Annotated in this window: 24 protein-coding genes; 8 read left to right on the top strand and 16 right to left on the bottom strand. The window is 44.6% G+C overall.

The features are described from left to right. The first annotated feature begins 223 nt into the window (after window positions 1–223). Window positions 224–1,819: a DUF4419 domain-containing protein gene (locus NDI33_RS12540; RefSeq protein WP_190674967.1), complete on the top strand. Its 1,596-nt coding sequence runs from the start codon at window positions 224–226 to the stop codon at window positions 1,817–1,819. A gap of 139 nt (window positions 1,820–1,958) precedes the next feature. Next, window positions 1,959–2,579, top strand: coding sequence for a Uma2 family endonuclease (locus tag NDI33_RS12535; RefSeq protein WP_347275874.1), 621 nt, complete (start codon window positions 1,959–1,961; stop codon window positions 2,577–2,579). 109 nt (window positions 2,580–2,688) lie between these two features. Here NDI33_RS12535 and NDI33_RS12530 read toward each other — a convergent pair whose 3' ends face one another. The 3 genes from NDI33_RS12530 to NDI33_RS12520 all read right to left on the bottom strand — a co-directional run bounded on the left by NDI33_RS12530 (window position 2,689) and on the right by NDI33_RS12520 (window position 5,476). Beyond that, entirely contained in the window at window positions 2,689–4,413 is a 1,725-nt protein-coding gene (locus NDI33_RS12530; RefSeq protein WP_190674964.1) for an AIPR family protein, read from the bottom strand. A 323-nt stretch (window positions 4,414–4,736) separates the two neighbouring features. Then, on the bottom strand, window positions 4,737–5,072 hold the full coding sequence (locus tag NDI33_RS12525) for a XisI protein (protein ID WP_190674961.1): 336 nt from the start codon (window positions 5,070–5,072) through the stop codon (window positions 4,737–4,739). After that, the gene (locus NDI33_RS12520; protein WP_190674958.1) at window positions 5,060–5,476 is read right to left on the bottom strand and encodes a XisH family protein; all 417 of its coding nucleotides are present in this window, start codon (window positions 5,474–5,476) and stop codon (window positions 5,060–5,062) included. Before NDI33_RS12520 ends, NDI33_RS12525 begins: the two co-directional genes overlap by 13 nt. An 866-nt stretch (window positions 5,477–6,342) precedes the next feature. On the opposite strand from NDI33_RS12520, the gene NDI33_RS12515 reads away from it, so the two are divergent. Next, window positions 6,343–7,677, top strand: coding sequence for a cytochrome P450 (locus tag NDI33_RS12515; protein WP_199302383.1), 1,335 nt, complete (start codon window positions 6,343–6,345; stop codon window positions 7,675–7,677). Between the two features lie 218 nt (window positions 7,678–7,895). Here NDI33_RS12515 and NDI33_RS12510 read toward each other — a convergent pair whose 3' ends face one another. From NDI33_RS12510 to NDI33_RS12490, 5 genes are all read right to left on the bottom strand, one after another. Beyond that, window positions 7,896–8,066: a hypothetical protein gene (locus NDI33_RS12510; RefSeq protein WP_190674952.1), complete on the bottom strand. Its 171-nt coding sequence runs from the start codon at window positions 8,064–8,066 to the stop codon at window positions 7,896–7,898. A gap of 45 nt (window positions 8,067–8,111) precedes the next feature. Continuing rightward, window positions 8,112–8,309, bottom strand: coding sequence for a chlorophyll a/b-binding protein (locus NDI33_RS12505; protein WP_190674949.1), 198 nt, complete (start codon window positions 8,307–8,309; stop codon window positions 8,112–8,114). A 91-nt stretch (window positions 8,310–8,400) separates the two neighbouring features. After that, window positions 8,401–8,583: a chlorophyll a/b-binding protein gene (locus tag NDI33_RS12500; RefSeq protein ID WP_190441347.1), complete on the bottom strand. Its 183-nt coding sequence runs from the start codon at window positions 8,581–8,583 to the stop codon at window positions 8,401–8,403. Window positions 8,584–9,215: 632 nt separating this feature from the next. After that, on the bottom strand, window positions 9,216–9,899 hold the full coding sequence (locus tag NDI33_RS12495; RefSeq protein ID WP_190432594.1) for a Uma2 family endonuclease: 684 nt from the start codon (window positions 9,897–9,899) through the stop codon (window positions 9,216–9,218). A gap of 222 nt (window positions 9,900–10,121) precedes the next feature. Continuing rightward, window positions 10,122–10,322: an AbrB/MazE/SpoVT family DNA-binding domain-containing protein gene (locus NDI33_RS12490; protein ID WP_190432592.1), complete on the bottom strand. Its 201-nt coding sequence runs from the start codon at window positions 10,320–10,322 to the stop codon at window positions 10,122–10,124. A 79-nt stretch (window positions 10,323–10,401) separates the two neighbouring features. Here NDI33_RS12490 and NDI33_RS12485 point away from each other — a divergent pair, with 79 nt between their 5' ends. Further along, window positions 10,402–11,619 (top strand): hypothetical protein, encoded by a 1,218-nt coding sequence (locus NDI33_RS12485; protein WP_190674946.1) that lies wholly within the window; start codon window positions 10,402–10,404, stop codon window positions 11,617–11,619. A gap of 79 nt (window positions 11,620–11,698) precedes the next feature. Here NDI33_RS12485 and NDI33_RS12480 read toward each other — a convergent pair whose 3' ends face one another. The 4 genes from NDI33_RS12480 to NDI33_RS12465 form a co-directional block, all read right to left on the bottom strand. After that, window positions 11,699–11,923 (bottom strand): hypothetical protein, encoded by a 225-nt coding sequence (locus tag NDI33_RS12480; protein WP_199302382.1) that lies wholly within the window; start codon window positions 11,921–11,923, stop codon window positions 11,699–11,701. Between the two features lie 30 nt (window positions 11,924–11,953). Then, window positions 11,954–13,417 carry an ABC transporter permease gene (locus NDI33_RS12475; RefSeq protein ID WP_199302381.1) on the bottom strand — a complete coding sequence of 488 codons (1,464 nt, stop codon included), beginning with the start codon at window positions 13,415–13,417 and terminating at the stop codon, window positions 11,954–11,956. A gap of 396 nt (window positions 13,418–13,813) precedes the next feature. Beyond that, entirely contained in the window at window positions 13,814–14,245 is a 432-nt protein-coding gene (locus NDI33_RS12470; protein WP_190674941.1) for an archease, read from the bottom strand. A 4-nt stretch (window positions 14,246–14,249) separates the two neighbouring features. Beyond that, on the bottom strand, window positions 14,250–15,134 hold the full coding sequence (locus NDI33_RS12465) for a GTP-binding protein (protein ID WP_190432584.1): 885 nt from the start codon (window positions 15,132–15,134) through the stop codon (window positions 14,250–14,252). Window positions 15,135–15,164: 30 nt separating this feature from the next. Between NDI33_RS12465 and NDI33_RS12460 the strand changes: the two genes are divergently transcribed. Continuing rightward, window positions 15,165–15,977 carry a hypothetical protein gene (locus NDI33_RS12460; protein ID WP_190432582.1) on the top strand — a complete coding sequence of 271 codons (813 nt, stop codon included), beginning with the start codon at window positions 15,165–15,167 and terminating at the stop codon, window positions 15,975–15,977. A 35-nt stretch (window positions 15,978–16,012) separates the two neighbouring features. Here NDI33_RS12460 and NDI33_RS12455 read toward each other — a convergent pair whose 3' ends face one another. Genes NDI33_RS12455 through NDI33_RS12445 form a run of 3 tightly spaced genes read right to left on the bottom strand, consistent with a single transcriptional unit; the run spans window position 16,013 to window position 18,543 of the window. Further along, window positions 16,013–17,473, bottom strand: coding sequence for an RtcB family protein (locus tag NDI33_RS12455; protein WP_190674938.1), 1,461 nt, complete (start codon window positions 17,471–17,473; stop codon window positions 16,013–16,015). Window positions 17,474–17,520: 47 nt separating this feature from the next. After that, window positions 17,521–18,333 carry a lycopene cyclase domain-containing protein gene (locus tag NDI33_RS12450; protein WP_190674934.1) on the bottom strand — a complete coding sequence of 271 codons (813 nt, stop codon included), beginning with the start codon at window positions 18,331–18,333 and terminating at the stop codon, window positions 17,521–17,523. Window positions 18,334–18,348: 15 nt separating this feature from the next. Beyond that, window positions 18,349–18,543: a hypothetical protein gene (locus NDI33_RS12445; protein WP_190674931.1), complete on the bottom strand. Its 195-nt coding sequence runs from the start codon at window positions 18,541–18,543 to the stop codon at window positions 18,349–18,351. Between the two features lie 391 nt (window positions 18,544–18,934). Here NDI33_RS12445 and NDI33_RS12440 point away from each other — a divergent pair, with 391 nt between their 5' ends. From NDI33_RS12440 to NDI33_RS12430, 3 genes are read left to right on the top strand one after another with little or no spacing between them, the layout of a single operon-like run. Next, entirely contained in the window at window positions 18,935–19,897 is a 963-nt protein-coding gene (locus NDI33_RS12440) for a trypsin-like peptidase domain-containing protein (RefSeq protein ID WP_190674929.1), read from the top strand. Beyond that, a complete protein-coding gene (locus NDI33_RS12435; RefSeq protein ID WP_348245641.1) occupies window positions 19,851–20,810 on the top strand; it encodes a trypsin-like peptidase domain-containing protein in 960 nt (319 codons plus the stop codon). Before NDI33_RS12440 ends, NDI33_RS12435 begins: the two co-directional genes overlap by 47 nt. After that, the gene (locus tag NDI33_RS12430) at window positions 20,807–21,448 is read left to right on the top strand and encodes a response regulator transcription factor (protein WP_190411570.1); all 642 of its coding nucleotides are present in this window, start codon (window positions 20,807–20,809) and stop codon (window positions 21,446–21,448) included. The genes NDI33_RS12435 and NDI33_RS12430 overlap by 4 nt, the downstream gene beginning before the upstream one ends. Window positions 21,449–22,233: 785 nt before the next feature. On the opposite strand, the gene NDI33_RS12425 is transcribed toward NDI33_RS12430, so the two are convergent. Further along, a complete protein-coding gene (locus tag NDI33_RS12425) occupies window positions 22,234–22,629 on the bottom strand; it encodes a VOC family protein (protein ID WP_190674925.1) in 396 nt (131 codons plus the stop codon). Between the last annotated feature and the right edge of the window lie 116 nt (window positions 22,630–22,745).

The raw sequence follows: 22,745 nt of genomic DNA, 5'->3' as shown, positions 1-22,745 counted from the left end.
AAACGCTACTTGTTGGGATTACCGTTAGAAAATCAATCGGATTAGGCTGAGTTTTGTGCTTTCACCTAACCGATAGGCGATCGCATCTGACCTTGACACCATCTTGACACCATAGAGAAAGACACGATTAGTTCCTTGATTCGTAAGATATATTCTTGAAGGATGCCACTCCCTTGTAAGTAGGCTTAGCCTCCATCCTATTTACTCACCACCAGAAATTTTTATGGAAACCGTAGCGTCGATTTTGCATCAATCGGACGGAGAAATTAGTTTTCTTGTTGATGATGTCCAGGTATGTCGAGATATCATTCCTGTTAGCGAGGCTTGGAGTAAATTTGAGGAGCGATTAGGTTCTCCATTATTGGCATTCAGCCACAGTAACTCATTTGAAGTCATTCAGGAATCAGGGAATCATCCTCTAGTCACTGCTGTTCATATTGCCCACAGCGAACATCGACCGCTGTTGCTGACTCCAGATGTAATTTGGCTGACAATTGCCCAAGGGTTTGCACAACATATCAACAATCATGCCGAAGAGTTGCGATCGCGTTTTGTGGGTCATTCAGGCAAGCTGGAGTTAAAGGTTGAGACTCAAAAACTCGCTCAACCGAGTGACTGGGCTGAAGTGATTGAAAAATGGTCAGAACGCATTCGTCACAATGTTAAGCCTGATATTCACTCACTAATGGTGTGCAACTTCAGCACCACTACATCCATCATTCAAACCGCAAGTCAGGTGGTGATGATGGAGGCATTTCAGCAGTATTTTGATTATATGCTCTATGCCATTTGCGGCATTCCTTGGATTGCGGTGCGCGGAACAGAAGCAGACTGGCGCAGTATCCGAGAACGGGTTGAAGCGATCGCTGCTTACGATCTGGATTGGTGGACAGAACGGCTGTTGCCAATTTGTGATGCGTTGATTGACACCGTTGCTGGTAGACCTCCAGTGAAATTTTGGCAGCAGATTTATAAACCAAAGGAGATATACGGTGGAGAGGTGATTACAGGATGGTTAGCCGATCTATTTCCTTACGTTAATCACTCCGTCACCCATGCGCCTACACAAAAGAATCCGATTCTAGATATCCCTCGTGCAGAACTCACGGTCGAGGACGGAATCTCACCAACAGTATTACCCACGGGACTCTCTAAAGCACCAATCGCACTCGTTACCCCTAAAGGAAAAGCTGATTTAGAAGTGGTTGCAGGCTTTATTGGAGTTCGGCAACAAGATAGCTATCTCCAACCGGAAATCGGCTGGGCAGTACGGAAGCAAGATCGATTTCTCAAGATGCTAACCATCCTAGAGCAAAAACCTAGTATGCGATCGCCAATTGATTGGTCAGACAATCAAAGCCAACCGGAAATGCCAAAGGAACTGATTCAACTCCACAGCCATTTCGACGGTGGCACAATTTTTGCTCAAAGTGAATATCCTTGGCACATTCGGGCATTAGAGGACTATACTTATCACGAGTTGACAGGTACTGACAAACCATTCACTGGTTTCATCGATATTAAGGGCGATCAGTTCACTGGTTTCATGGATATTGAGGGCGATCGCTGCATTGCCTACGGTTATGTACGCCGCCTCAACAGTAGAAATCGCCTTTGGGAATGGTGGGTGATTGTAGGCAAACCCGTTTGGGAAGGAACCATTTTTGGGGAAGAAGTTTGGGCATTCACAACCGAAGACGTAAAGGTAATTGCCAAAGGAATTCCGCAACTGTTTGAACGTATCGCGAAAGCTAAGGGACAATACTACTTTGACGATCCTGACTTCCAACCAGATGATTCATTGTCGGCATCCAGATAGTTTTGGCATCCGATTCAATGGCATCACTTACTCTGATAGGTGCGATCGCGCATTCGCCTAAGCAGCCCCATTCTCCACGTACAAAGGCAATTTCACAAGTGCTACCATCACCAGTAAATGCGCTCAAGTCACATACCCTGTGTCCACATCCATACCATCTGAGACACTGAATACCCAAACCATTGCGGCAGTACCAACAGAACCCGTGTGGCGTTTGAGTGTTGAGCAGTATCACCAGATGATTCGTCTTGGCATCCTGAGCGACGACGATCCGGTAGAGCTGCTGGATGGATGGTTGGTCTACAAAATGCCGAAAAATCCGCCCCATCGTGCGACCACAAAACTCACTCGAAATGCTTTAGAAGCCGTCATTCCAGAAGGCTGGTACGTGGATACTCAAGAACCTATCACCTTAGCAGATAGTGAGCCAGAGCCAGATTTGGTGGTCGTTCGGGGAAATACCCGCGATTACCTCGATCGTCATCCCGGTGCTGCTGACATCGCCCTAATTATTGAAGTTGCCGACTCTACCCTAGAGCGCGACCGCACCTCAAAACAGCGTCTCTATGCCCGTGCTGGGATTCCGATTTACTGGATTATCAACCTCCCAGAAAAGCAGATTGAGGTCTATACCGAGCCTGTTGTGACATCCGAATCCATCTACCAGCATCGTCAAGATTATCAACTGTCTGATGAAGTGCCTGTTGCGATCGCAGGGCAAATAGTCAGCCGTTTATCTGTGCTGGAGTTGCTTCCTTAAGTGCTGATTGCTGATTGGGTTTAAGTAGAAAAATGGTAGCTGACAGAGGAAAATTCGTGCTTTAACCTAGCCGATAGGCGATAGGCGATCGCACTACCCCTGGATCTAATTACCAGGAATGTTGCTCAAAAATCTTTTTAGGCTTATCTGTATTGAAGAAAGCTGCATATGAAAATTTATCTTTGTGACCCAAATTTCTTTGTTCAATTTCTATAACTTTTTTAAGAATTTCAATAACCTGGGGATATAATTTCCAAATTTCATCAATCTTACTAAATTCAAGACTAATAGAATTTTTGTGGGCTAAGCTTGCGATTATGTATAGGATGTAGTACGAAGAATATAGAACAAAATTATCTTCAGACGAAGACAAGTCTTTTTTTAGATTAGTCTTTTCTTCTTCTATTCTTTCAAATAATTTGTACGGTAACAGCACTTTGTCAGCAGTGATTTCATCGCTGAAAATTTCATCATATCTCTCACCGAAAATGAACTTCTTCCGATTCTTCGCTTCTCTAGGCATTTCCTTGTAAAAAGCCATTATAACTTGACCAGATTTTTCCGCATCAAGTCTAAGATTTTTGTCCTTATCTGCATACTGATTTTTTTTGCGCTCGTAGTATAAACCTTTCGCAAGAAACTCTTGTTCCAACTTCTGTTGGATAAAATCTATTGAGCGAACATCTCGACTTTTAACCGGGTTTTGGCTATTAGTATATTCTGCAATACTCGTACTCAATACTGTACTTTTTGTCTCATATATACGGCATAGAATTTCAATGTCCTCAAACTTGCTTAAATCTTCTAAAAAAGCTTCATGAAGGGCATGAATTGTCTGACTTCCATTCACAATTTGAATGTTTTCTAGCTCGATTATTGGCGAACGTATAGTTGTAGGGTACTCAAATCTATCACAAGTAATAGTAATTCCGTTATTAAAGTAGAAAAATCTACGATTTTCATCTGACAAAGCTGTTCTCTTTATATTTCTATTTATCTTAGATCTCTGCTTCAAATACACTCTTACATTATCTTCAAAAGCGTCTTCAAGAAGGCTGTGCTTCTTTAAATCAGAATAATTAGTAAGATTCACATCATTCCTTACGGACTCATCATTAAGCACAATACGTATAATATCCCTTGCCTCAACATTAACTATCAAGGCTCTAACATCACCGTCAGATTTTTCAAAAATGTTTTTATTAATAGCTCTCAATTTAGCGTTAATTTTTATCCTACTCTTTCTTTGTATGAGATTTATCAAATCCTCAATTAGATAGTATTTTACTTCAAAGTTTGAATGTCTACCGATAGCCCTTTCAAATCTTTCTTTTTCTAACTTTTCAAGTCCAAGATAATAGTTTGCACACATATATACCGCAAAACTAGGATTAACCTCCTCAAGAATTTTCCATACTTCCCCTACCTTGCTATATAAGGCTTTATTAACTGTATCCTTAATGGATTCTTCCTGTAAAAATAGATCGTTGATGAAGCCAGTTATCTTGTCTATCTCAACTGATGGCAGGTTGTTGTTTGTTTTTTGGAACTGACTTGTGTATTTAAAGTTGAAAAGATATATTTTAGGCTTTTCACTCACATCTTCATAATCTATATGAACAGCATCAATCCCTCTATCATGACCACTGCCTTTACCAATTTCTCTTAAAAGATTATTATCTGTTATTGCATCTTCAATTTCGTCGTCCTGTAATCCTAGAAGCAAACTTAAAACAAAGTATGAGAAACCTGATGAATCAGACTCTAATTTAAAATCTTTTTTGTATTGCCGAACATTAGTCTGTATTAAGGAAAAGTCTTGGAAAGAAGGCATATTTTTGTTTATCGAGTCTAATAATTGTACAAACCTTAACTTCTATTTTATAGTGCATGAGGTTAAATAAGCTGTAGTAGTCATCCATAAAAGTAAACGTTTCTATAGGAGTTTACTGCTGCTTCAATTAACCCCCCTAGCCAGTTGTAGCGGCTAGCAGCGCGATCTCTGCCCACCACAACCACTGATTAGTCACGCTGCGATCGCTGCCAAAACTTCACGTAAAAACCATTGCAACCCTGAGCAGTCGGTAGCATCACCATATCCAGGTTGTCCAGATCGGTAGAGCAAGCAGGGTGGTAGACGAGGGATGGCAGGAGCGATTAAGCAACTCCATACCCTGTGTACGGACGCTTATACGGCGGATGTAACCCCAGGACAATATCCTCCTTCGGCACCCCCATGTTTACTAATTCGCGCGCAATGTCCACTTCAGTCATATTGCGCTGAATCCAAATTTTGTCATCCTTAATATCCAAATGGATGAAACAGTTGTAAACCCGCTTCAGTCCTTCCCAGCCAACATCCAGCAACTGATAGTGGTCATGTTCCGCATCAAAAGCAAGCTGGCACTCAATGTCTGGATTACGCTCTTCTAGCGTCGCCTGTTCAGTTAACAGTTTACGGACGCATTCGCGGTAGTGTTCTAATCTTTCCATTCGATAACTACCTCCTTGCTTGGATCGTAAACGACGAGCTTTAGTTGATAAATCTTGACCGCTTCTTGAACAAACCGCTCTTGAAAGAAGGAGTCAAATGTATCAAACGGTATCGCTAAATACAGCGTCCTGTCTGGGTCACGCATTTGTAGGGCAAGCCGATAGTTCAAAAATTGACCCAAGGCTACATGAAAGTCAGCGATCGCAGAGTTGCTCAAAAAGCTTTTGACTTCAACTGCGATTTTTCGCCCCGCCTTCTCAGCCGCAAAGACCTTTTCTGCTGCTAAGTCAATCTCAAACTTCACGCCCTCAATTTTAATTGTCAGAGGATCTGCCGTAATCGTCCACTGCTCCTTTAGGAGTGCCTGTTTCACCGCATTATGGAATAAGTCTTTGGCAGCCATTTCTCCTCACCCAGCGTCTCGCCCCATCTTACAGCGATGACTCAATCTGCGTAGCGCATTGCATAACGCTAATTAGTCACGCTGCACCATCGCCAAAACTTCATTTTGAAACCATTGCAAAGATTAGCAGCAGATAGTCTGACTCTATCCAAGCTTTGTCCAGATAGGTAGAGCAAGCAGGACGGATAGCAGGAGCGATCGCACCTCGGCTATTCACTCTTTCTTTCTATTGAGAGCTTTCTCTGTCCCTAGGTGGATTAGGCAATTCGTAACTCTTCACTACGATCCCAGTAAATTGAACTGTGTAAAGCATCAGAAATTAAATCAAGGTAGGAAAATAGAATGCGAATCTTCTTTTGGGTAACTTTGTCTTTTGTCAGTGTTGGGGCGATCGCCCTTCTTCTCCAACCCATTATTGACGTTCATTAATTTAGGTTTCTTTCCAACAAAAACACGAATCGATAGTTTACTTTAGCTCTTCCATCGAAAGGGCTATTTTTATATATTATTCTGTCCCAAATTCTTCCCTTAATTAGCTTCCTTTTGTTAACTACTATTGCTTGCGCTGGTGCTAAGCTGCACTTTTGGAGACGAGGGATGGCAGGAGCGATCGCGAAGCGGGTCCCTAGGATGTTCGCGCACAGGTGTAAGTACCTTGGGAAAAATTTGTTTTGGCTAAAATTTAGATAGGCGCTCTTTAAGAAAAAGTAGCGATCGCCCGAATAGCCAATGTTATTTCAGGTAAGGCTTGAAAGTTGCTCTTAACAGCTCAAACTCATCAAAAACCAAGATGATAGCTACCTTTCGGCATGAGCAGCTATAAAACTATTGGATTATCCACAAAAGCATTTTTAACCGAGTTGTTTATGCCCGCAGTACATTTACCACCTGGCCCTAAAGGTCATTTTCTTGTAGGTCATCTTCCAGAAATAAACCGCGATCCACTTAAGTTCTTGAGCAAATGTGCTAGAGAGTATGGCGATCTTGTTTGCTGGCAGTTTGGGCCATTTCCAGCTTTTTTAGCGAACCATCCCGACTTGATCGAGCAAGTATTGGTCACTCAATACCCCAACTTTGTTAAAAGTAGCGTGTACCGACGCGGATTGCGCGTTGTAGGAAACGGCTTACTGACCAGTGAAGGCGACTTTTGGCAGCGTCAACGCCGTCTGGTTCAACCAGCTTTTCATCAGGAACGAGTTGTCGCCTATGGAAAGGTAATGGTTGACTATACTGAGCAATTAATTGACCAATGGCGCGATGGCGAAATCCGCGATATTCATCAAGATATGATGTTGCTGACTGAAGAAATTGTGTCAAAAACACTGTTTGATGTTGATATTAAAGATGAAGCGGAAGGGGTGCAGGCGGCGCTAAATGCAGTGATGGATTTTAATTCCAATCTTGCCAATCAATATTTCCTTCCTGCTTGGGTGCCTACTCCTAGTAACTTACGCTACCAACGAGCAATTAAACAATTAGATGCGATTGTCTATCGCATTATTAACGAGCGACGAGCTAGCGGTAAGGACACAGGCGATTTACTTTCCCTATTGCTTCAAGTTCGTGATGAATCTGATGGAACTGGGATGAGCGATCGCCAAGTGCGAGATGAGGCAATGACTCTCTTTTTGGCGGGTCATGAAACGACTGCTAACGCCATGACATGGACATGGTTTCTACTTGCACAACACCCAGAAGTAGAAGCGAAATTGCAAGAAGAATTAAAGACAGTGTTGGGCGATCGCGCACCCACGGTTGCCGATTTACGTCAGTTGCCTTACACAGAACGAGTGGTGTTGGAATCAATGCGACTGTATCCGCCAGTGTGGGGAATGAGCCGACGGGCCGTAGAAGACTGCGTTCTGGGCGGGTATGAGGTCAAAGCGGGTACAACTGTGTTTATCAATCAGTGGGCGATGCACCGAGATCCTCGCTTCTTTGAAAACCCAGAAGTTTTCAACCCGGCTCGTTGGGCAGATAATTTCATCAAGAAGTTGCCCACCTTTGCCTATTTTCCCTTTGGTGGCGGGTCGCGAATCTGCATTGGCAAGGCATTTGCGATGATGGAGGCAAGTTTACTGCTAGCAGCGATCGCGCAAAAGTTTCGCCTGACGCTACAACCAGAGTATCCGGTGGTGCTGCAACCCTCGTTAACACTCCGCCCAAAACATGGGATGAAGATGTTGGTGACTCAGCGATAAGCAATCGCCTATTTCGATTTCAAAAACCTCACCCAAGAGCAAAGTTCCTTTGCAAGGAAGATAAACGTTTTAGACGCGATATATCGCGTCTCTACAGGGGAGGGGCAGGGGTAAGGTTAAACCGTACTGCATTCAAACGAGAATTGCAATAAATCAGCTCTAAACGCTGATAACTTCTTTAAGAAAATGCCAGCGTTTAGAACTTCTATTGAGTAGAACTAGAAGCCAGCAACTCCGCGATAAACACTTATAACCACAGTGATAATGGTGATCAGTCCTATTGAAGTGCTGAGGATAAATAGAACAGAGGGTTTCTTAGCAAGAGGTGTTTCGCTATCGTGCTGCACAGCGTCAGTCTGGTTGGGATTTTTTGGTTGTTCAGATGTCATAATGCTCCTAATTTAGATTTCAATGAGTTTAATTGATTAGAACAATTACCAAAGATTGCTGAGGATATCGCCCCAGAAATCAACGATGCCTTGCCCACTTAATGCCTCTATAGTGAGGATGGATACAAAACCGAGCATGGCAAAGCGACCATTCCAAATTTCAGAATTTGGGGTGAAGCCTTGTTCTATGTTAATAGCAGCTTCCGTGTATTGTTGTTCTGTTTTATCTTGCGAAGTTTGCATTATTTAAATTCAAAACGCGACTTTGTAAAAAGAAGAAAGTCAGATTTAAAGGCGGGTAACGGTAAGAGAAATTAGCAAGAGATCGCCTTGCTTATAGGATTCCCCAAAAGTGCAGGACTCCCTGATTGCTAACTAAATCAATAAGGACAGCAATCACAATACCCACCATTGCCAAACGACCATTCCAAATTTCAGCGCTAGGGGTAAAACCCCATTTCCATTCGCTGCTGTAATGTTTGTAGCTCAAACTTTCTTCTCTATCTACAATCTGCATAAGCTCGCTCTAAACTGTTTTCTTTTAACTATATTATTTGAAACAAATCTTATAATGTTCTTTCCAAAGTAGTAAAACTTATCCCATTTCAGCAACTTATTCGTAATCATTAATCCCCCCCGATCCCCAACTTCTTTGTCTACCGCACATCATCCTATTCAGAGTAGAAGGGGGTAGGGGGGATAGAATATTTAGCCTGAAAATGTTGAATGAGTATTGACTAAATCTCTGAAGTATTTTTTTCACGAAGCGTCTGCAAAAAAAAGCAATCCCCCCAACTTTTAGTTTTTAAGACTACAGCACCTCAGGTTGTTAAAGGTAGAAGGGGGTAGGGGGGATAGAATATTTAGCCTAAAAATAGTGAATGAGTATTGTCTAAATATCAGAGAAATTTGTTTGCGATTAATTTCTCTGTATAAAGAATGATGTATTTTGGGAAACTATCGATAAGGGTTCAGCAGATAGGTAATAGCGAGAGGGAGGAGGAAATTTGAAGCGATCGCTTCCACAACCCAAGCTGAAATTGAGAAAAACGCGATCGCCAAACTTGAACTTGAGTAGCTCAAGATGCGATCGCACTGATGAATTACTACCGTGCGTTAGCGAAGCATACCGTCACGCTTATCGCATTTCTACAGAGTATCGGGGTCAACTCCCATCTGCCGCAGTCGCTCTGCCAAACGCTCTGCCCGTTGACGCTCCTGCCTAATTATTTCCTCTGGTGGAATAAGTCGATTGCCATTCTCGTCGTACCAGTACAGCCACTCCCGCGTCCAAGCCCGATAACTACCCTGCGCCCTACCAATTCCTAAGCCAATCTCAGGTATCCACACTGGCTCGCCCGATTGCAGCACATACTGCCCATCCACCAAGCGATAAACCTCAAAGGGATTGTGCTTGTCACGCCTATGGTACTCCGGGTTGTAGATCGCATAGTACGACACGCCAATACTGGCATACTCATTTTTCTTGGTGTCGTACTCTTGACCGTAAGTTTTAGAGACATACTCAAGTGCCAGAAGAGGAACCTTGTCTTCTTGCCAGATAACATAACTCAACCGTCCCCCAGCACGGGTTAATCGTTCAACTTCCAAGCTTAAGAATCCATCAGGGACAATTGCAGATTTTCCAGGGTCATAATAAACCCCCATGTTGATGCCCCAAAACCAGTAGGTACGGTTCTGCCAGAGCCAAGCTAAGATATCTCCTAATAAGCTGGGGACGAGAATTTGCAGTTCGCTATCCACAGGTTTATGGTCAGTTTCAGGTAGCTCTTCAGCGGTGGGAAGATGCTGAAACGGGTTGTACTGTACCATAACGATTCACAGTAGTAACTTTCTGCTTGTATCTTAGCTAGGCAGGGCAGTCGAACCCAGGTTTTTGATAGACATCACGGCTTGAAAAGTGTACTGCGCTACTGCGGCACTTGCACAAGTCGAGCCATCACAATATATAGGACTCCTGGTATCAAACAGGGTTCTCACTGCTGGTAATAAATTCCCTGATTCGTTCTTCCCATACTTCTTCCAGTGCCGTCTCTAAATTACCTGTTGGCTCTGATCAACGACTAATGACGTGCCTGAATGATAAACTTTTGACTCTTGGGGCAAAGGCTCCAGAATCAGCTTACCGTCTTGAACGGCTAAAGTGAACTGCGTGGTGCTGGTCAATCCGAGTTGTTCTCGTATCTCGTTGGGAATGAGAAGACGACCAAATTGGTCAAGAGTGAGTATATCCATATTCAGTAAGGTGATTTGGGCGCATAGTATTATATTGGGGGAAATATATTGGGAAAAAATCCAAAAACATTGTAGGACTATGCTTGGATCAAATGACATCAGCAATAGAGAAAATTTATGGAATTTGGATGGAGAAGCAAAACAGCCTGAATCAGCAGTAATGCAAAATGGTATAAAAAATTATAATTTCATGAGAAAAGTAAAAAACAGGCTATCTACTTATTTAGGGGAGGTTAGAGAAATTGGCTTAATTAATGAAGGTTTAGATATCTTAGTATCTCCCTGTAATAAAATACTCATACCTAGAGTTAATTTAACAATTAAATCAGTAAATGATTTAAGTTTAGAAATTAATTTAAATAAATATGATTTCTTTAAAAATATTAAAGAATTAGGGTTTATTCCTATAAATACGTTTGCAATAGGAGGAGGTTATGCTGGACTTTATTTGGATCTTATAATAACTGGAAATCTAAATTTTAATAACCTGCTTAAACAAGCTATCGATCAGGGCTACAGTTTAGCAAAGGTTTTACAACTTGATTCAGATACAAATATAATAACTCTATATCTTCTTGGTGAAAATAAAGAGTTATCTAATCTTAATCATAGGGTTTTAAAACAAACAGAGCATTTACAGCAACCTGACAGATATAAAGGAGTTCCAGAATTAAAACATGAACTAGAACGCGAGGGCTACATAATTTTTACTCCTAGGAATTTTGTCAGCCTAAAAGATGAAGACAAAAATCAGTTAATCTTGGCATTTAGAAAATCTTCTATAAAAGTATTTGCAGATCGTTTCAAGAAAACAACTAATTTTAAAAGCTTAGTTCAAGATGATGTGAACAAAAATCTTGAGACGGAAAATTTCGATTACAACTTTAGGATTGTTGCTAACGGAAACAAAATTGTTGCTGCTGTATTTAGTAACAGAGATAGCTATTCTAATTCATTTTGTCCTGAATTTATGCTAGCAAACAAAAGTGTTAAAAAACCTAAGGGCATAGCAACTTATCTGCTACATGATTTAGTAAAGGATATTCGTAAAAAAAATCCGGAAGCAATAATTCATGCTGGGTTTGAATTGCATCCTGATTATAATTTAAAAACAGAAGTCATAAATCCAGGATGCGGAGTTTTCACTGCAATAAATGCTGGATTTTTGCCTTTGAATCAAGAACTTACAAGGGAGTTGAAAATACCTAATGGGGTTATGCCTTTCTTCTATAACAGAATGGTTCACAGGGATATAATCCCCACACATGCTGTTTGGATGGAGTATCCGAAACAGTAAAGGGTTGCTCCCCATTTACTTCTAGTTATTTTTTGACATCTACTCGCTGTTGATGGCGATCGCGATCGCGCGTTTCTCACTACGAGCTGACGTGGCTGGAGCCTTTGATTTGCTTGCCTGCTTGCCGCAACTGGCGTGTCAGTTGCAGGTTCAAAAATACCAGTATTCGTCCCAGACCTGGAATTAGCAGAAAAATTTTCTCCGAGCCTAGTAAGAGGGCCAAAGGAGAGACAATAGACAGCAACAGCACCGCTAAGGGATCGAAATGGTGAATTCTCAGTACCGCAAAAATAGTTGGTGGCAATACAATTAGTGTCCCTAGCGTTCCCGCTGCTCAGAGCGTCCGTTGCTGAGTTCGCATGAATAATCGCAGTTGGGCTATGCTTGCGTAAATTAGGATTAAGCTAGCCACTAAAGTAAGACCAAACAACGCCCCAGTTCTGCTCTCATTTACTTTTGCAGCAGCATTTATACCAGTAGCTGATTGTGCAGGGGAGAGTAAAATAAATAAAGCCAAGGGGATGATCGCAATCACTACATTCAGCGCGATCACTACTACCGCTGGACTTTTTTCACCCCAAATTAAATCCTTTACCAACGAGCTATCAGCGAATCTCTTGCTATTAGAACCCCTCTTGGGTCGAGCGCTTACCCAATCCTGTAGAGTTTGGCGATGAGGCGTCACAGCAGCAATTAAACAGAGGTATAGCAACAGATTCAACAACGATAGTGCCAAGAGGTTTTCTAACAGCGGCGCAGCGTAAACGCTACGATTTTCTATGGAGTTGTAATTGGCACATCCTAGAGTCAAAACTGTAAAGCAAGCAGTTAACAAATAACTCTGCTGCTTACTTAACATAGTGGCCTTGGGATTACGAAAACAACGCTGCCAAGCTTGCCAAATAAACCAAGTCAAAATGCTGTAGTTTAACAGCACAAAGCCTACGGCAGTTAAAACACTGTCACCCAATGGTAAGCTAAACCACTTAAACCCTTCCAACCCTGTGGCAAAAGCTTCATTAAAAGAACTAGCAGACAAATGTGGGATTAGGCAAAAGGGGTTAAGCAGCTTCAGCCAAGTCGTTGAATTATAGTAACTGGTCGTACTTATTCCCTTAGTTAGCATTAGTAAAGCCAGAACCGTACCACTGCCTAACCAACCTTGAAAACCGCCCAGCCAAGAACTGACAATGCCATATAACAACGCAGCACTGTAAAAGAAAATACAGCTACCAACGAGAACCCCATAGAAACTCAAAATTTGTCCAAAAGAAATTTTGGCGGCGAGTCCAGCCCACAAATGGAAAGGAACTGCAACGACGGCTACCAGATAAATCAAAATCGGAACCCCCAGCAGTTTTCCCGTCAAAATACTCGCAGTAGAGTGAGGGCTGAGCCGAGTGAAATTGAGGGTGCCGCGACGTTTTTCAGTAGCCAAATCACTAATTAGCAAATAGGTTCCTGCTAGTAACAGGATTAAGATGCCAATAATGCTCAGGGATATAAATCGGTCTAGTGACCATAATTGCGAGTTGATGATCAAATTGTCCAATCCATCCGGCAGACATAGTGGTTCCTTACTATTAGGAAGGGGCTTGCCCGTGCAATATTTATTGTAGATATCCGCGATTCGGTTAATAGGATTCGGGAGCTGGGTTTGAAAATACATGAATATTCCAATTTGACCCAGCACAGAGATAACACTTGCCAACAGAATGTTGCGAGGTTTAAGACGTCCTTTGAGTTCCCGCAACAGTTGGGGATTCCAGTTACCCAGTGGTTCTACAAAATTGTGCATTATGGGAAAAATCTCCTCTTGAAAGGATGTTTATAAATACCCACTGCGATTGGAAGGATAAGGGTATCCTGTAAGTTATGGATATACAGACGAAAGACGAAATCTGCCTTCGCAGGTTTCCAAACTTGGGTTTTTGGTGAGTCGGCGTTAGCGTAGCGTGCCGTAGGCTAGAGAGGCTTAGCTTGGGTAATATTTTCCCCGGTCAGAGTATTTAAATCGAATATCACTGACTTAAAGGAGAATTAGTCATTCTTTGAAAAACTACAGAGTAGAGGCAATTCATTCGCCCCTACAAACAACCTATGTTCCACTCAATTGAGAACCGCAATATTCGCTGCAATCTTAAAATATCCACATCGGCATTTACAATTTGCAAAGCCTTTTTGCAGATACGCACTAAATATCAAGAATCACCATTGCTGTCCAACCGTCATCGGTTTTTTCCAATTGGAACTGGTGTAAAGTAACCGCTTTGACATCTACTCGCTGTTGATGGCGATCGCTATCTAGCTTTTCTCCCTTCGTAACTGCACTTAGCTGATGCACTCCATCTTTCTCGGATATCTCAACCTGTTGCGCCCTCAGCAGTAGTAACTCACTGTCTTTGTAGTAGATAAATTCTTGCAGGAAATTAAACAGCAGCATATCTAATTCATCGTTTTCTAAGCTGAAGGTGCGCGTCTCGGTTAGCGCGATCGCATCCAGATTATCAATCATCACGTTAATGGTTGCATCACCTGCCGTGATGAAAAGCTCCTCTAAATCTTTTCCCCAAGCGTGAAAAGCAATATCAGCAGTGGCAACATCTTCAAGAAACTCGTAAGGCATAGGACTATTGCTCACACGTCTTTAACTGACTAATAATTTCTTCCTTGCGATCGCTTACCTGTTTGCCAATAAAAACTAGCTCCGTGCCCTCTTGTTCAAATGGCTCCAGATCCCAACGTCCAGCCACGAAATTAAATAGATAGTTTCCTTCAGGAAATCGTACAAAACCTTTCGCCCGGTAAACATCTGTCCCAAGTGAGTCGGCAAATTCTCCAAAACATTGCCGATCGAAAGTGGCAGGACTTGTCGTGCTAAATGATTCAAATTCAAGTTGGTGAACGTGATGAGGTTGCGGTTGAACTCGCTCTCGACCAATCCCAAATAGCAAATCTGGGTCTACTTGGCATCGCTTAGTGTGCAAAATTGAGGCGACTTCGTTGAAGGAGCGCAATTTATCTTCTATCGCCTTTAACTCGCTTTCAGAAACCAAATCAACTTTGTTCAAAAGGAGGGTGTCTGCTGCTTCAATTTGTATCCTAGTGGTATGTCCCACAGACGGATATTTCACCATTGCATCGGCATCGATAACCGTGACAACTCCATCCAGTCGCACTTTAGTTAAGCTTTCTTGAATGTCGAACACCAGCGCATCTGGTTCTGCAACTCCAGTTGTCTCCACCACAATATTATCCGGGTCAACGCTATCAATGATTTCATTGACAGCGGCTTCAAACTCGCCTAACAGCGAACAGCAGACGCAACCACCACCGAGATCCGCCATTTGGACATTTTTGCCTTGAATGATTTTGGTATCGATACCAATTTCGCCAAATTCATTCATCAAAATGGCAATCTTTTTAGGAAAAGAGTCGAGAATGTGACGAAGCAGAGTTGTTTTTCCGCTTCCGAGTGGTCCCGTAATGACTGTAAGTGGCGTGCGTACCTGCATAAACTATCCCTTTGATGGAACTGCACTGCGATGATTGAAGAAATTCCAGCGAGAATACATTTACTTCCAGCGAAAGGCTCGCCCTACGTCGCTGTAATCAGACGAAAGCCGTCAAAAGTTTTCCACATCATTCGTTGGAATACAGAAGACGATTGCCTAGAATATGGGTCTTGGTTTAACGGTAAGTTATATCCAAAAAGATGCGATATATCTTTCGATGGAAAATGGATGGTTTATTTGGCGATGGGGGGGCGTAATGGCAACACCTGGAGCGGGGTTTGTCTGTTGCCTCGGTTAAAAACCCACTTGGAGGCAGACAATATGGGAACGTGGTTTGGAGGAGGCTATTGGAAAGATGAGAAAGAACTGTTATTGAATGGTTTGGGACAGCCAAAAGGCAGCATCCCTTTTAAATTAGGACAGTTGAATTCCCAGTTTGGAGGAGAAGATTTAGGCGTACTATATCCCCGGTTAGAGCGGGATGGATGGACTAGAGCTGGAGACAATTACGGCAATAATGTGAAAGTTGAGAATTCCAAAACGTATACGGTCAAGTGCGAAAATGACGACGGCTGGTATTGGCAGCCGAGTCGAGAGCATCCGACATTAAGAATGTATTACACAGGTTTTTTGCAACGTGGCTATACTTTCAAGTTTAGGTTAGATGAATATCCCGATCTTCTTGATTCTATTGACTGGGCTACTTGGGATTTTCTGGGTAATTTAGTGTTTGCCAAACAAGGAACCCTCTACAAATACAAGCTTAGTGACTTCAAAAAAGGTAAGCCTAGTTTCTGTAAAGATTTGGAATTTTTAGAGCAACCTAAAAAGCCAGAATTTTAGTAGGAGATGGCGATCGCGCAAATGTTAAATTTGCTTCATCCTTTAATATTTCCAATCGGTGTTAACCGCACCACCTTTTTACTAATCCCCGCTAACTCAGCCGCTTCAATCACATCATCAATGTCTTTGTAAGCTGCACCCGCTTCTTCTGCTAGTCCAGACATTGAGGTACTGCGGACATATATGCCCTTCTTCTGCATATCTTTGAGCAGTGTTTCTCCCTTCCAAGCTTTTCGAGCCTTGGTACGGCTCATTGTGCGTCCGCTTCCGTGTGCAGTGCTGAAGAAAGTTTGATCGCCAGTGGGTACGCCGACTAATAAATAAGATCCGGTTTCCATACTGCCGCCAATGATAACCGGCTGACCAATATTCTTGTAGCGTTCCGGAACATCTGCCATTCCCGGTGCGAAAGCGCGAGTTGCACCTTTGCGATGGACGAGGAGAGATCGCTTTTTCCCATCCACAATATGACTCTCTAGCTTGGCGGTATTGTGTGCCACATCATAAACCATGTGCATCCCCAAGTCTTCCGCAGAACGCTCAAAGATTTCCGAAAATACTTCGCGGATGCGATGCAGAATCACTTGACGATTTGCATAAGACATATTGATGCCGCATTTCATCGCAGAAAAATAGGCTTGTCCTTCCGGAGAATCAAAGGGCGCACAAGCTAATTCTCGGTCTAGTATTTTAATTCCATACTTGCTATCCATTACCTTCAAAAATCTTTGCAGATAGTCTGTTGCTACCTGATGACCAAATCCGCGACTTCCACAGTGGAACATCACCACCACCTGATCCGGCATGGTAATTCCCATCGTCTTGGCTAACTCTGGATCGAAAATATCTTGCTTTCGAGCAACTTGAATTTCTAAATAATGATTGCCAGATCCTAGAGTTCCAATTTGATTAAAACCCCGGTCAATTGCCTTATCACTAATCTTTGCAGAATCAGCACCTTTAATGCAGCCGTTTTCTTCAACGAGTTCTAAATCTTCTTCCCAACCATAGCCATTATTGACGCACCACTGAGCGCCTTGTTCGACCACTTTGCGAAATTCATTCCGCGATAATTTTACAAAGCCACTGCTTCCCACTCCCGCAGGAACCCTTTCGTAGAGCCTATCTACCAGCTTTTTGATATAGGGTTTGACTTCATGGTAGGTGAGGTTTGTAACCATCAAGCGCATTCCGCAATTGATATCAAAACCGATACCGCCGGGGGAAATCACGCCCCCCTTTTCCACATCCATCGCCGCTACGCCACCAATGGGAAAACCATAGCCAAAGTGTCCGTCAGGCATACACAAAGCATATTTGGTTATCCCTGGCAGCGTCGCGACATTCGTTACTTGGTCGTAAACCGCTTCGTCTAATTCGGAAATTATCTTTTCTGTTCCATAAATCCGGGCGGGAACGCGCATCCCTTCCTTGTAGGAAACCGGAATTTCCCATACCGTGTCAGAAATTTGTTCTAAAAATTCCTTAATAGGCATCTCGGTTTTACTCCCAAAAGGTGATGTGGAAAATAGAGGCAACCATCTCAAACCGTATCGTTTCCAGGCTCTACCTGAGCAAGAGCTTTTGGAAGTTCTGGTCGCCCATTATTGAGAATGGGGAAAGAGATTAGTGGTAGAAGCGATCGCATCTTCCCCACCAATAGAAACAGTAAAAGTCCTTGCACCACTAGCAGGTTCGTGATTAAAAAGAACGTCGCTTCCTCAATCGGCAACCCAAACGGCTTAAATCCAGTGCTATAGGTCTCAGAAATGCTCCAAATGCCCTGTCCGATGGCATTGCGGTCGGCTATCCACAGGTAAACTGTAGGGATCAGAGTGCCAATCAGCCAAGCATCTTTTCTCGCCCAGAGTTGCTTTGCTCCAACTCCCCACTGTAGCGCCAGTACGGGGCCTGCCCAAGCTAAAATTAGCCCCATGTAGACAGTCTTATCCGACTGCAACATAAAAGCTCCCGCAATGCTGAGAACGAGCCAGAAAACGATGCCAGATGCTCGCACCCAAGGAGAAACCTCCTGCTGTGCTGGCTCAGTCGTGCGAGGAAACAACCAGTACAGCCACAGACCTGTTAGAAGTGGCTGAAGGATGAAGAATAAATATTCCTCAACGGGCACGTAGCCAATCGTACCCACCACCCGATCCGTGCCGTAGTGCCACACGCCGCGCCAAACCAGGTAATTGTCCCACGGTGTCGTATAAATCAGGGCAATCAGCGCAATCAGCGGTAGCCCTAACCACGCTCTGATTCCTCCGATACCAGCCAGAGGTTGGCGCTGAAGCCATGCTAGGAAGAGGAGTGGTGGCAGGATAAAGACAAGGTGAAATGCGAAGTAGCTCATCTTGCTAGCAATACTTTAAACATTAATGATGCCGAAGTAAAAGCCAAAAAACAGCAACACAATCCCCAGAGCCGCTAGCGTCACGCTGATGCGAAATGCCTTCGGAGGCAAGTCTTCAGAGGTAATTACACTATCTCGTTGTACCTGAGTAATTGGCTTGGAGTTCTTGTCTGCCGGTTTTTGGGATGGATTGGTTTCTGTTGGTTCCATAGACTTTTTTTCCGTTTTGCATGACTTGCCTGCTGTCCATGTTGAAGAAACCGCTCTCAGCTTACCTCGTTCTTAAGAACTACCTTCGTGCGGGGTAGCGTTCTGCCAGAGGAGTTAGCCCTCATAAAGTTGGCTTGTAATTAGGAATACACGCAACCCTAGCCATTTTTCTAGGGTGGGTTCTCCCCATTTCTCCGATGCCGCCCGTCTTTTGAAAACGGCACGATATCAGCAGGAAGTGGCAATTCGGTTTAAATCGGGCAGACCTCACCCCCGAACCCGCTTCTCTACCCCCGCGAGGAGGGTTAGGGAGAGATGGAGAGGGGTTGAGGGAGTTTACCGAACCGGATTGGCAGTTATCCCGTAAAAGCGATCGCATGGGAGAAATGGAATGTCTTTATCTTCATCGGAGATATCCAGCACCTTGCTGGCTCTGTCCAACAATTTAGCCGATACTGTTGAGCGAGTCGGTGCCTCAGTTGTTGCAGTCAATGGGCGAACCTCCCACGGGAGAAGAGGATGGCTAAGGCGGAATTCCTCCTCAAGCGGTATCCACTGGCGACCCGGTATCATCGTCACCTCTGACGAAACCATCAAGCGCGAAGAGGAAATCACCGTCACCTTACCCGATGGTCGGACAGTCCCCGTTACCATCCTGGGGCGTGACGCTAGCACCGATGTCGCTGTCCTGAAGCTAGAAAACATCGAATTCCCGGTGGCGGAAATTGGCGATGCGGCAACCCTAAAGGTCGGTCATCTAGCACTTGCACTCGGACGCGGGACTGAGAACGGCGTGAGTGCCTCTATGGGTGTGGTGAGCGCGATTGGGGATGCTTGGCGTAGTATGAGCGGTGGTTCGATCGATCGATTTGTGCGTCTCGATTTAACCCTCTACTCCGGATTCTCCGGCGGGCCGATGGTCGATGCAGCCGGTAAAGTTGCAGGCATGAACACCTCCGGCCCTCGCAATATGGCTTTAACCATTCCCGCGTCTACGGTGAACCGGGTAGTTAATCAGTTGCTCTCTAAAGGGCGGATTGCACGAGGCTACCTGGGTTTGGGAATGCAGCCGGTTCGCTTGCCGGATACGCTGAAGAGGGCGCTTTCTCTGGCTTCTAATGGTGGGGTAATTGTTGTCAACGTTGAGCCGAATGGCCCTGCGGATAAAGCTGGGGTGCTGATTGGCGATGTGTTAGTCGCAATCGATGGCAATCCGGTCAGCGACACGGAGAACGTGCAGGCGATGTTGGGGACGGAAAGCGTTGGAAAAACTCTGAAAGTGCATCTGATTCGGGGGGGTGCGCCTCTTGAAGTCGCACTCACCGTTGGCGAACGACCGGCGAGGGAGGATTAAGATGGCGATCGCAACCTCAACAGTCGAAAATACAGGTGCAAGTGCAGAGATTGCCCTAGAGTTGTCGCAAATCGCCGAACAACTACGCCGTTGTACCGTACAAGTCCGCAGCAGTGGCGGGGGTGGCGGATCGGGTACAATCTGGAATTCTCAAGGTTTGATTATCACTAACGCTCATGTCGCCCCTTTCGACCGGGCGATTGTCGAACTTTGGGATGGACGAGTCATTGAGGCTATCCGCACAGATATCGACTCCAGACAGGATTTAGCCGCACTCCAGGTTGAGGCAACTGACCTTCCAGCCGTCACGGTGGGCGACTCTGAGGCTCTCCGAGTCGGCGAACTGGTGCTGGCAGTGGGAAATCCTCTGGGTCTAGTCGGCGCACTCACTAAGGGAATTATCCACGCGACTGATGGCACCGATGACTTCACCATTCAAAGATGGGTGAAGGCTGATATTCGGCTAGCACCCGGAAATTCGGGGGGTTTGCTTGCCGATGCACGGGGGCGAGCGATCGCAATTAACACGATGATTGCCAATGGTTTAGCGTTGGCAATCCCCAGTAAGAGAGTAGAACGATTTCTCAAACGCGATCGCCCACTCTCTCTGGGTGTCACTCTCCGTCCCGTGCTGTTTCGTTTAGAAAATCAGCGCGTTTTAGGCTTATTGGTGTTGGAAGTTGCTCCGGGGAGTTTAGCTGCCTCGGTGAGTCTTCAAATGGGCGACGTGCTAATAGCCGTGGGCGGTGAATCTTTTCATACTCCTGAGGATCTGCTCAGCATTCTCAAGTATGCCGAACCGGGGAAGCCCCTGATGTTGGAATTTCTGCGTTCTGGGAGACGCTGCTACGCGATCGCATCTGCTCCTCAAGACACTGCCGAACCAACCTTTCCAGAGGTGAAGTCAGCGTGATTTCGGTCGTGGTGACAGCCGAAAATCCCATCGTGCGTGCGGGGTTGGAGAGCATCATCCGCACCTCTGAGTTGCTGGAAATCGTCGGTAGTTCCTCTAGCACAGACACTCTGGTGCAGCTGCTTGAGGAACGACAACCCGATGTGGTGTTGCTGGATTATTCCTTCTCAGATGACGATCCGGCTGAAGAGAAATTACTCGCGCTTGGTGCAGAATCTCCGGCACTTGTCATCTTAGCGAACAACCCCCACAGCACTTGGCTAGAGTCGGTTTTGCAAGTCGGCGTGCGGGCAATCTTACCGCGAACGGCAACGGCTGAGGAAATTGTCGCAACTGTGGTGACAGCAGCGCTGGGGCTGATGGTGCTGCATCCAGACTTTATGGATTCTCTGCTGCCTCTCAGAGAGTCCTCCGCACGCCGACTCCCTGCTTCCCCGATTCAGGCGCTGACACCACGGGAGATCGAAGTTTTAGGGATGCTGGCGCTGGGAATGGGGAACAAGAACATTGCCAAGCAGTTGAGCATCTCCGAACATACCGTCAAGTTCCACGTATCATCGATCTTTCAAAAGCTCAACGCTTCCAGCCGAACTGAGGCGGTGACTCTGGGTGCGAGGTTGGGTTTGATTATGTTGTAAGCAAATGAGGTCGTGGCTATCAACTTAAAACGCCATGCTTGGCAAATCGAATTTCCTAGCCCCTTCCCTAGCAGGGAAAGGGGCTAGGGAGAGGTTAGATCGGGATGCCAACCGTATCCTACAAGTGGGGCGGGTCATATGAAGACGGAACTCGTCTAGCTCGGTTTACTTCCCTCCTGGTGGTCCGTCATGTCTATTCGGATCTTTCTTCTGCTTCTTAGTGCCGTCAGATTCCTTTTTAGGCTTTTTGGCTTCTTTGCCACCCTTTTCCTTTTCCTTGCCCATAACAATTCCTTAATAGAGGTTCCCTTAATTGTGGAACAATTTACAGATTTCGGAACACGGAAAACTGTAATTTTATATTTCGATTTAGGGGAGCAATGGTGGTTTGGAGACCGATAGTTAGCGCTGGGACAACAAGGGCGGAAAAAGTCAGTTCGCCAGATTAAAGTTGCGATCTTCTCTCTTCAGCTACATTATTCGCTGGAAAGTCCTCTTCTCGGATCGGTAGCACGCCAGGATATTGGCTCATTTCACATGGGTTCGATTAAACCTGCACCGCCTTGTGTCAGGAGTTCTTTAAAGGTATCGAAGGCACTGTGTCCGTCAGCAAGCCGCACCTAAGAGGGATGCGGAATTTGGTTTGCCTTTGGTTTCCGAACGCTGAGATCAACTGCTATCCAGGGGCAGCGCTTTTTTTGTAATGCTGACGGCAGGCCTAGAATGCAAATAGCGATCGCGCAATCATAAGCTTAGGCATCGCTAACCAGACTGACTTTTTTATATCAGTCTAAAAACTCATATAAACCAATAAGATTTCCATCAGGATCTCGAAGATAGGCTGTTTTCATTCCATAGTATGGGTTGGTCATCGGATCTGTAGTAAATTCGATGCCTTTATGTCTTAATTCGTGATAGGCTTCGTCCAAGTTAGGGACTGAGAAAATTAATACAACTTTGTCTTGACATTCTGCACTGGAAGGCTTCTGATCGTTTCCGATCATCTCTGCCATTTCCTTGCGCCTGAATAAAGCCAGCTTCATATCTCCCGCTTCAAATTCAGCATATCCGCTCGTGAAATCTTCTACATTTACCTTGAATTGCATTACATCTCGGTAGAACAGAAAGCAAGCTTCAATATCAGTAACCAGAAGCCTTGTATATGCAGATTTAACTTTCATGGCAACTTCACCTTATTTAAGCGATACATTTTTGTGGGAGATTTAAAAATCGTTTCGTTCTGGATTTTGCAACCTTAACATTACAGATTCCCGCTCCAATTCCCCCAAGCATTCCT

The organism is Trichocoleus sp. DQ-A1, assembly GCF_039961955.1.
In the GTDB taxonomy this organism is placed as follows: domain Bacteria; phylum Cyanobacteriota; class Cyanobacteriia; order Cyanobacteriales; family FACHB-T130; genus FACHB-T130.
This window is presented reverse-complemented; position numbering and strand designations above follow the sequence as displayed.